At 43.3% G+C, this 9,390-nt stretch carries 7 protein-coding genes and 1 pseudogene; 7 read left to right on the forward strand and 1 reads right to left on the reverse strand.

The window, feature by feature from the left end; genetic code table 11:
* The 7 genes and pseudogenes from ACYQ2O_RS08205 to ACYQ2O_RS08235 form a co-directional block, all read left to right on the forward strand.
* Positions 1-620, forward strand: a 620-nt coding sequence (locus ACYQ2O_RS08205; protein ID WP_459796393.1) for a reverse transcriptase domain-containing protein, incomplete at its 5' end; no start/stop codon positions are given.
* Positions 621-649: 29 nt separating this feature from the next.
* A pseudogene (locus ACYQ2O_RS08210) lies at positions 650-940 on the forward strand (group II intron maturase-specific domain-containing protein); the annotation flags it as partial.
* A 534-nt stretch (positions 941-1,474) separates the two neighbouring features.
* The gene (locus ACYQ2O_RS08215; RefSeq protein WP_459796394.1) at positions 1,475-4,333 is read left to right on the forward strand and encodes a sigma 54-interacting transcriptional regulator; all 2,859 of its coding nucleotides are present in this window, start codon (positions 1,475-1,477) and stop codon (positions 4,331-4,333) included.
* Positions 4,334-4,550: 217 nt separating this feature from the next.
* A complete protein-coding gene (locus ACYQ2O_RS08220; RefSeq protein ID WP_459770549.1) occupies positions 4,551-5,042 on the forward strand; it encodes a mannose/fructose/sorbose PTS transporter subunit IIB in 492 nt (163 codons plus the stop codon).
* Between the two features lie 50 nt (positions 5,043-5,092).
* A complete protein-coding gene (locus ACYQ2O_RS08225) occupies positions 5,093-6,067 on the forward strand; it encodes a mannose/fructose/sorbose PTS transporter subunit IIA (protein ID WP_459796396.1) in 975 nt (324 codons plus the stop codon).
* Between the two features lie 27 nt (positions 6,068-6,094).
* The gene (locus ACYQ2O_RS08230; protein WP_459770553.1) at positions 6,095-6,892 is read left to right on the forward strand and encodes a PTS mannose/fructose/sorbose transporter subunit IIC; all 798 of its coding nucleotides are present in this window, start codon (positions 6,095-6,097) and stop codon (positions 6,890-6,892) included.
* Between the two features lie 19 nt (positions 6,893-6,911).
* Positions 6,912-7,853, forward strand: a complete 942-nt coding sequence (locus ACYQ2O_RS08235) for a PTS system mannose/fructose/sorbose family transporter subunit IID (protein WP_091266321.1) — start codon at positions 6,912-6,914, stop codon at positions 7,851-7,853.
* Positions 7,854-7,938: 85 nt separating this feature from the next.
* Here the strand turns inward: ACYQ2O_RS08235 and rpoN are convergent, their stop codons facing one another.
* Positions 7,939-9,222 (reverse strand): RNA polymerase factor sigma-54, encoded by a 1,284-nt coding sequence (rpoN, locus tag ACYQ2O_RS08240; protein ID WP_459796397.1) that lies wholly within the window; start codon positions 9,220-9,222, stop codon positions 7,939-7,941.
* Positions 9,223-9,390 lie beyond the last annotated feature (168 nt).

A 9,390-nucleotide genomic window follows, 5' to 3' on the forward strand; every position in this document is an offset into this window, starting at 1 on the left:
TGATTGACCCAATTATAGACCCCTATTTCTCAGAATATAGTTACGGCTTTCGTAAAGGTCGCAACGCTCACCAAGCAATTGAGCGAGTGATTGGTTATTATGAAGAAGGTTATAAGATAGTAGTAGATTGCGATTTGAAGAATTACTTTGATACAATCAACCATCAAGTACTAAGAAATAACCTCGAATACTATATTCAAGATAAAATAGTGTTGAGAAATATTTGGAACTTTTTAAAATCTGGCATCATGGACCAAGACTTCTATGTCGAGACAGATATGGGGACTCCTCAAGGAGGTCCGTTATCTCCTCTGTTAGCAAATGTTTATTTACATCATCTAGACAGAGAACTTGAACGCAGAGGTCACAAGTTCGCTCGATACGCAGATGACTTCGTCATCTATGTTAAAAGTAAACGAGCGGGCGAACGGGTTATGGAAAATATCACGGAATTTATCGAGGACAAATTACGCTTAACAGTTAACAAAGAGAAAAGCCGAATCACTACTCCAAGCAAATCAAAATTCTTGGGTTTCCATATTCATAATAATATGGGAAAGTCGGATGCCGACCTAGTAAGTCGGCGAAACAAAAATTCCGGAATAAACTCAGAAAATTAACTCGTCGCAATCGACCAGGCTCTTTCAAAGATATAGTGAAGGACATCAACCGTGTAACGGTAGGATGGATTAATTACTATAGAATCGGATTTATGAAATCTTTTATGATTGAAATTAAATCGTGGTTGAATCATCGGCTAAGACAATTGATTTGGAAGAGATGGAAGAAAGTATCCACTCGATATAGAAAATTAAAACAACTGGGGATAGAACACGATGATGCACTCAAAATGGCTGGTAGCCGAAAGGCTTACTGGAGGCTCTCGCGAAGTAAAACTTTACATCGTGCCATAACAAATAAGAAGCTCGAACAGTTGTAGAAATTAAAAGATTTAATACTACTGTATGAACGTTAGAGATATTCAAGTTATTGAACCGCCGTATACGAGAACCGTACGTACGGTGGTGTGAGAGGTCGACTAGTCAATTAATGACTAGTCTCCTACTCGATAGTTTCAACGTGGTCAGGCACTTCAAAATATGGGGATTACTGTAAAGCGGATTACAGGAGCCAGCTGAGAGTGCCGAAGCAGGCTCAGATCAGGTAAAGTGAATAAGAGAAGCCGAGTGAGCCTGCTCAGGGTAAACACAGGCAGGTAAACGGGTGAACCTCAGCTATCCCAGTATAAAAAAGCAGACCCTAAGTTCGGCAAAGTCATAACGACATACTAGTGAGCATACTTAAGAGAATACACTAGCACACTGCGATATAGCATAAAACCTTAAATAAAGCCAGATTCTGACTGCTGCAGTCAAGTGTGTTCAATAGTGTATCGTTATCATTGTTTTTATAGTATACTAATTGAGAATCCAGAGTCCAGCATTTAGAGAGCAATGATAAGGGGGCGTACGAATTGAACAGAAAAGATAAGATATATCAGTTCGTCAAATCGGCTAGTAATCAGTTTACAAAAAAAGACATCGAAAACGGGATGGGCATTACAACAAAAGAAGTGTCTGATACGTTAGATATTTTGAGAAGCAATGTCTCCAAAGACCTTAATCTTCTGGTCAGAGAGGGGAAGCTTAAAAAAATAGACGGACGGCCAGTTCGCTTTGTTCCTCTCGAATCGGTTCGTCACCAGCCATTGACAGTACACGTGCCGAGCTATAAAGAAGAAAAGCCTGAACAGAAGGGTGTCACACAGGAAGTCTTTGACTACTCTGTTAAAGAGTCGAGAGATATTTTTCAGTCGATTATTGGAGCAAAAGGCAGCATGAAAAATGCGGTCGATCAGGCCAAGGCAGCTGTTCTTTATCCACCAAAAGGACTCAACACACTTATAACGGGTCCGACCGGATCAGGGAAATCGTTTTTTGCTCACGCCATGTTTAAATTTGCTCAATCACATGAGCTGATCGACCCTGAAAAAGAACTGGTCGTCTTCAACTGTGCGGATTATGCGAATAATCCGGAACTGCTGATGAGTTACTTGTTCGGTTATGCTAAAGGAGCCTTTACTGGTGCGGCATCCGAGAAAGAAGGGCTTATCCAGCAAGCTGACAACAGTATGCTCTTTTTAGATGAAATCCACAGACTTCCACCTGAAGGGCAGGAAATGATTTTCTACTTCATGGATACGGGCAAGTACAGTCGACTTGGGGAAACAGGTAAAAGCCGAGAAGCAAGTGTCAGGATCGTCTGTGCGACAACTGAAGATCCTAAATCAACTTTTCTTGATACCTTCATGAGACGTATACCCATCAATATTCATATGCCATCATTTAAAGAGCGTCCGGTTGTGGAGCAGCTTGACCTGCTGAAACTTCTGACAGGTCTTGAAGCCAATCGAATTCAACGGAAAATCACATTAACAGAGGATGTTGTTAAAGGACTGATTGCCAGTGTAGGATATGGAAACATCGGACAACTCAAATCAACGATACAGTTGGTGTGTGCCAGAGGCTTCATGAACCAGCTGAGCAAGGAAGAAATCAGTCTGACGGTTAAGGATATTCCGGACAGCATTCAATCACATCTGGTGGGGTTATCCTCCAACCGACAACAGATGACAGAGATGTCAAATTATCTTGAGGCAAAAATAACAGTCAGTCCAAATGAGCCGTTTTATACAATGGAAATGGATGCTTATGAACTGCCGTATAATATTTACGACATCATTGGAGATAAGGCTGCGCTTCTTGAAGCAGAAGGATTGGATCAGGAATCAATCAATCAGTATATCTCCACAGATATCAACGTTCATCTAAAATCTTTTTACCGTAATCACGGCTTTTCGCTTCAGACAGAATCTAAGCTGGCTGACGTCGTTAATAAAGAAGTGATTGAATTTGCTCATCAGATGGCTGCTTTAGTCAATCAGTCACTAAGTGTGAGTATGAAGCAGAACTTCATTTACGCTATGAGTCTTCATATCAGCTCCCTGCTCAATAAGATAAACAGTGGGGAAGAACGGAAGATGAACAGCAGGATACGCGAAATGGCAATGGACTACAGCAAAGAGTATGAGGTTGCATCACTGATCAAAGATAAAATAGGTGAGGTCTTCCAAGTCACTATTTCGGAAAATGAAGTGTATTATCTTACCGTTCTTCTCGTTTCATTGAAGGAAGAAAAATCAGCTGGTGAAATTGGAGTGGTCATTGCCACACATGGGAACTCCACTGCAAGCAGCATGGCCCGTGTAGCAGAAGATCTCTTAAATATAAGAGGCGTGAGTGCCATCGACATGCCTCTGGATATGTCGCCGACAGTCGTTTACGAGCGGATCAGACAGGCAGTGATCGATGTGAACCAGGGCAGCGGAGTTCTACTTCTGGTCGACATGGGGTCGCTGGCGACATTTGAGTCTTCTCTGGAAAAGGATACCGGCATTTTGGTCAGATCGATCGATATGGTCTCAACCCCTATGGTACTCGAAGCAGTAAGAAAAGCGTCACTGGTGGATGCAGACCTTGAACTTCTGCATGAGTCCCTTCTCAAATTCAGTGGCTACTCGAATCACCTTCCGAAAGGTCACACCAATGAAAGAAATCAGGTAGTCAAGCCTCCAATCATCCTAGCCATTTGTGCATCTGGAGAAGGGACCGCCAGGAAAATAAAGGAAATCATTGAAAAACCAATCAAGCAAGGAAACAAGGCAGTTATAGAAGTCAAAACCTGTTCAGTAGTGGATATGGATACGAAAGTAGTTGAATGGAACAAGCATTACTCCATCCTGGCCACGACCGGTGTAGCCGATCCGAAACTTTCAGCTCCATTTATACCGCTAGAGCGGTTCATCGAAGGAGACTCTGAAGCGCTGATAGAAAATATAATCAGTGAGTCCGTCTTATACACTACAGATACTGCCTCTGATGAAACAAAGGCCAGAGAAATGATACAGATCTTTCTGCAGGAAAACTATACCTTTTTAAATCCTGTTAAAGTGCTGGACCCTCTTTGGAAATTTGCTAAAGGCTGTGCCCAGCTCAAAACAGATCATTCAGAAGCCTATGCCTTTCATATCAATCTGATTCTGCATATGGCAGGTGTCATTGAACGGCTGATTCATCAGGATAGCCTGACTTCTTCCGAGACACACCTGTTTGATGTAGAGAATAGTCTGACGAAGGAAGTGGAGCATCTTATCTCAATGCTGGAAAAGGATCTGGCAATCAGCATACCTGAAGAGGAATACAGCTATATCTTATATTTCATTACTAAAGATGAAGGCGAGATTGAAGATATCGATACACTACTTGAAGAGTAACAGCTGAGCGACACACTATTTGAAACACATCAATAGTGTGTCGTTTTAGTGTGTTGCGGAAAACCGTTGATACATAAAGGTTCTCAAGGAATTAAAGTTGGCACACTTCTTGCTTATATAAATTGGAAGAGAAAAACACTACGCTGCACCACTATTTTTCTCAATTTCTAAGTGAAGGGAGAGTGACTCTATATACAGGAGGAGAGGATAAAGGTTAATGGATATCAGGTTACTAAGGATCGATGACCGTCTGATACACGGTCAGGTAGCCACGACATGGGCTAGGTCGACAGGTATAAGTCGCATCGTAGTTGTCAGTGATCAAGTCGCATCAAATCCGCTTCAGAAATTATTATTAAAGCAGGCGGCTCCGCCTGAAATCAAGGCACATGTCATCTCAGTAAAGAAACTGATCGACATTAAAGACCATCCGCTCATGAAGGATGTAAAAGTTCTGCTGTTGTTTACTAACCCCAATGATGTAATGACAATTTACAAGCAGGGGGTAGCGTTCGATACAGTGAATATTGGTGGAATGAAATTCACAGAGGGGAAACAGATGGTCACACATTTCGTTTCAGTTGATCAGCAGGATATTGAGGCCTTTCAGTATCTTGATGAACAGGGTATCGAACTCGAAATAAGAAAAGTTCCTTCAGACCGCAAGCAGCTGCTTATGGAAGTTTTAAAAAAGGGGAACTTTTTGTAAACGATTAATTAGAAATAACGGCATGTCCGTTAGTAGTAGGAGGGAAATAAATGGTAGGAATTATACTAGCAAGCCACGGCGAGTTTGCTGAAGGCATTCTGCAGTCAGGATCTATGATTGTAGGAGAACAGGAAAATGTCAAGGCAGTCACTTTACTTCCAAGTGAAGGGCCCGATGATATTAGAAGAAAAATGGAAGAAGCCATTGCTTCTTTCGAAACAGACGAAATTCTCTTCCTAGTCGATTTATGGGGAGGTACACCATTTAACCAGGCAAATACATTGTTTGAAGATAAGAAGGATAAATGGGCGATTGTTGCAGGCTTGAACCTGCCTATGCTTATCGAGTCATTTACAGCACGTTTCTCAATGGATAAAGCACACGATATTGCAGCTTCACTGATCGATGTAGCGAAAGACAGCGTGAAAGTGAGACCGGAAAGCCTTCAGCCAGCTGAAAGCAAAGCAGCAACTGCAACTGAAGAACCGTCTAAACCATTGCCTGAAGGAACAGTAGTAGGTAACGGAAAAATCGACATCCGACTGGCTCGTATCGACTCACGTCTGCTTCACGGACAAGTGGCAACTGCCTGGTCTAAAGACGTCAACCCGACCCGTATTATTGTTGTCTCTGATGATGTAGCTAAAGATGAGCTCCGTAAATCTCTGATCACCCAGGCTTCACCACCAGGAATCAAAGCGAACGTTGTTCCAATCGATAAAATGATCGAAGTATGGAACGATCCGCGATTCGGTAAAACAAGAGCACTGCTCTTATTCGAGAACCCAACTGATGCTCTGCGTGTCATTGAAGGTGGTGTGGAGATTGAAGAGGTCAATGTCGGATCCATGGCTCACTCAGAAGGTAAAGTCATGATCAACAATGTTCTGTCAGTAGATGAAAAAGACGTGGAAGCTTTCAAGAAAATGAGAGATCTTGGCGTGACATTCGATGTCAGAAAAGTACCAGCAGATCAGCGCAAAGATTTGTGGAGCCTGCTTAAGAAAACAAAATACATGAATTAAGATACCTATCAAGGAGGGAAAATAACTATGGACATCATTTCAATCGTATTGGTTGTGTTTGTGGCTTTCTTAGCCGGAATGGAAGGAATCCTGGACCAGTTCCAGTTTCATCAGCCGATCGTCGCATGTACATTAATTGGTTTGGCAACAGGAAATCCTACTCAAGGACTTTTACTGGGAGGAACACTTCAGCTTATCGCTTTAGGCTGGATGAACATCGGGGCAGCAGTAGCACCTGATGCGGCACTTGCATCCGTAGCATCTGCTATTTTAGTCACTTATCACGGAGCAGGCGTATCAGAAGGGATCGCATTGGCTATTCCATTAGCAATCGCTGGTCAGGTACTGACTATCTTTGTACGTACATTAACTGTGGCAATCGCACACGCAGCCGACAGAAAAGCAACAGAAGGTTCATTCAGAGCAGTAGAATTCTATCACATCGGAGCGTTGATGATTCAGGGGCTGCGTATCGCTATCCCTGCAGCTATCATTCTTGCTGTATCTCCACAACTCGTAACAAATGCCCTGAACGCTATCCCTGGGTGGCTGACAGGCGGACTGGCAGTTGCCGGTGGAATGATCGTTGCCGTCGGTTATGCGATGGTTATCAACATGATGGCTACACCAAAACTATGGCTGTTCTTCGCTTTAGGATTTGCTCTTTCAGCAATCGGCGAACTGAACCTGATTGCTATGGGTATCATCGGTGTCGTTCTGGCACTTCTGTACCTTCAATTTGCACCTGAATTCAATCAAGGCGGCGGAGGCGGCGGAAACACTTCCGGCGGCGATCCACTTGATGACATTCTGAATGACTATTAAAAAGGAGCGTTGATGAAATATGGCTGAAGAAAGCAAATTCAAATTATCTAAACGAGACCGTTTACACGTGTTTTGGAGAAGTCAGTTCCTGCAGGCATCTTGGAACTTCGAGCGTATGCAGAACATCGGTTGGGCTTACGCAATGATCCCGGCACTTAAAAAAATGTACACATCAAAAGAAGACCGTTCATTAGCATTGAAGCGTCACCTTGAGTTTTTCAATACTCACCCGTATCTTGCAGCACCTGTACTAGGGGTGACATTGACTCTTGAAGAACAGAAAGCATCCGGTCAGGATATCGATAATGCCGCTATTCAAGGGGTTAAAATCGGCATGATGGGCCCTCTTGCCGGTGTCGGTGACCCTATTTTCTGGGGAACGATCCGTCCGGTACTTGGTGCATTCGCGGCTTCTCTTGCATTAAGTGAAAGCTGGCTTGGACCAATCATCTTCTTCCTGGCATGGAACATTATCCGTATGGCTTTCCTATGGTACTCACAGGAACTGGGATACGTACAGGGGGGTAACATCACTCAGAACCTTGCCGGCGGACTGATGCAGAAACTGACTCAAGGCGCATCTGTACTTGGTATGTTCATCCTTGGAGTTCTGGTTCCAAGATGGACCAGCATGCACTTCCCACTGGTTATGAGTCGAGTAGATGTACCAGCTGATGAAATGGTGAACTTCGGAGCAGTAGCTGAAGCAGCAAACGAGGGTGTTTTGTCCGGAGACATGCTCCGCGGTGTCGTTCAGGAAATTCAATCTGGACTGAGCATCACTCCAGTTGAAGTGACTACACTGCAGAACACACTGGATGAACTGCTTCCAGGTATTGCACCACTTATGCTGACTCTAGCGTGCGTATGGTTGTTACGTCGTAAAGTCAGCCCGATCACAATCATCGCCGGACTGTTCGTACTTGGAACATTAGGTTATGTTGTAGGACTACTTGGATAATCAATAATATATCAAAACAGCTGAGCTCTATATTATAGAGGCTCAGCTGTTTTTGTATGAAAATCTATAAATTCGAAGGTCCCACTCATTTTCTGACTTTCCGTTGAGTAGAAGCAGGGATCGACAGGCTTTTACGGTACTTGGTCACACCTCTTCTTGATAACTGCATACCGGATTCAGCCAGTTTATCCGATAGTTTCTGATCAGATAGTGGGTTTGTTTTATCTTCTTGATCAATCAGTTCTCGGATCTGCTTTTCCAGCTGGTCCTGTGAATCACCACCTGATGTCCTTCTGGATAGAAACGATTTCAGTTCGTAAGTGCCGGAAGGTGTCTGAATATAAGATTCCCTTACTGCCCGGCTTACAGTGGATTCATTCAGCTGAAGTTCCTGAGCCAGATCGTTCAGCTGGAGAGAAGACAGGCCATTATCAGGATTGCGGAAGAAACCTGCCTGGTGACGGGCGATAGCGGTACCGACTCTTAAAATCGTTTCTTTCCTTTTTTCAAGTCCAGCCTGAAGGATATCATACTCCTTCTTCTTTTCTCCTATATACTTAAGAACGGTTCTGTCATCCTGGTGCTTCAGTTCTTCAAAATAGGCCGTATTGAATGTAAGCAGTGGTGTCTTGTATTTCGTTTCAGCTACGCTCACTTCTTCATCGTTTACAGATACAGCCAGCTCTGGAAGAATAAAAGGTGTATAGCTAGTCTGAAATCCTTCTGCAGGAGAGGGGGTGAGCTTCTGTACAAATTTCAGTACCTCCTGGACCTCGGACTCAGAGATAGAGTAGATATCGGCTAGTTCCTTCCATTTCTTCTCTGTAAGCCGTTCAAAATTTTCTTCCAGTATGATATAGGCTGTTGCTGGAGAAAAATCCAGTCGTTCGGTCTGAAGCATCAGACATTCTTTCAGTGAACGTGCACCTATACCAGCAGGATCAAGCTGCTGCAGCAAAGTGAGGGCATCTACCAGTTCAACAGCAGTGGACCCAGTTTCTTCTACGGCTTCTTCGACAGTTGCAGTCACGTATCCTCTATGATCAAGCTGGTTGATCCACCAGAAAATCAATTCTCTTAAATAAGTGGGACGATAGAGCATTTCGACCTGTTCTTTTAAATGATCATAAAGAGACTGTCTGTGAGCAGCTGTTTCTTCTATAACAGATGAGCTGGTTTTCAGCGCACGCTGGACAAGCTGCTGTTCGGATTCAGGAACATCGATAAGCGGATTACCTATGACCAGTTCATTCAGAAAGGCAGAAAGTTCCAGCCGGTTAAGCTGAAGCAGCTGAACATTCTGAACCAGGTTAGGGATATAAGTTTGCTTCTGTTTCTGTGAAAAATCAGGACGCTGCTGATATGCCATATGGGTCACATCCTTTCACCTTTTATTTTATCACAAACGAGGCTATGTGTAAAATTAATGTCGGAAGAGGGGAAATTCGACCTAGACAAAAAGAAAGAAGACCCTTAATCTAGAGATAACGACAACGCTAGAGAAAGAGGTCTTCTTATGAATCAAATTATATCAGAA

The sequence above is a fragment of the Alkalibacterium sp. m-11 genome, from assembly GCF_054658155.1.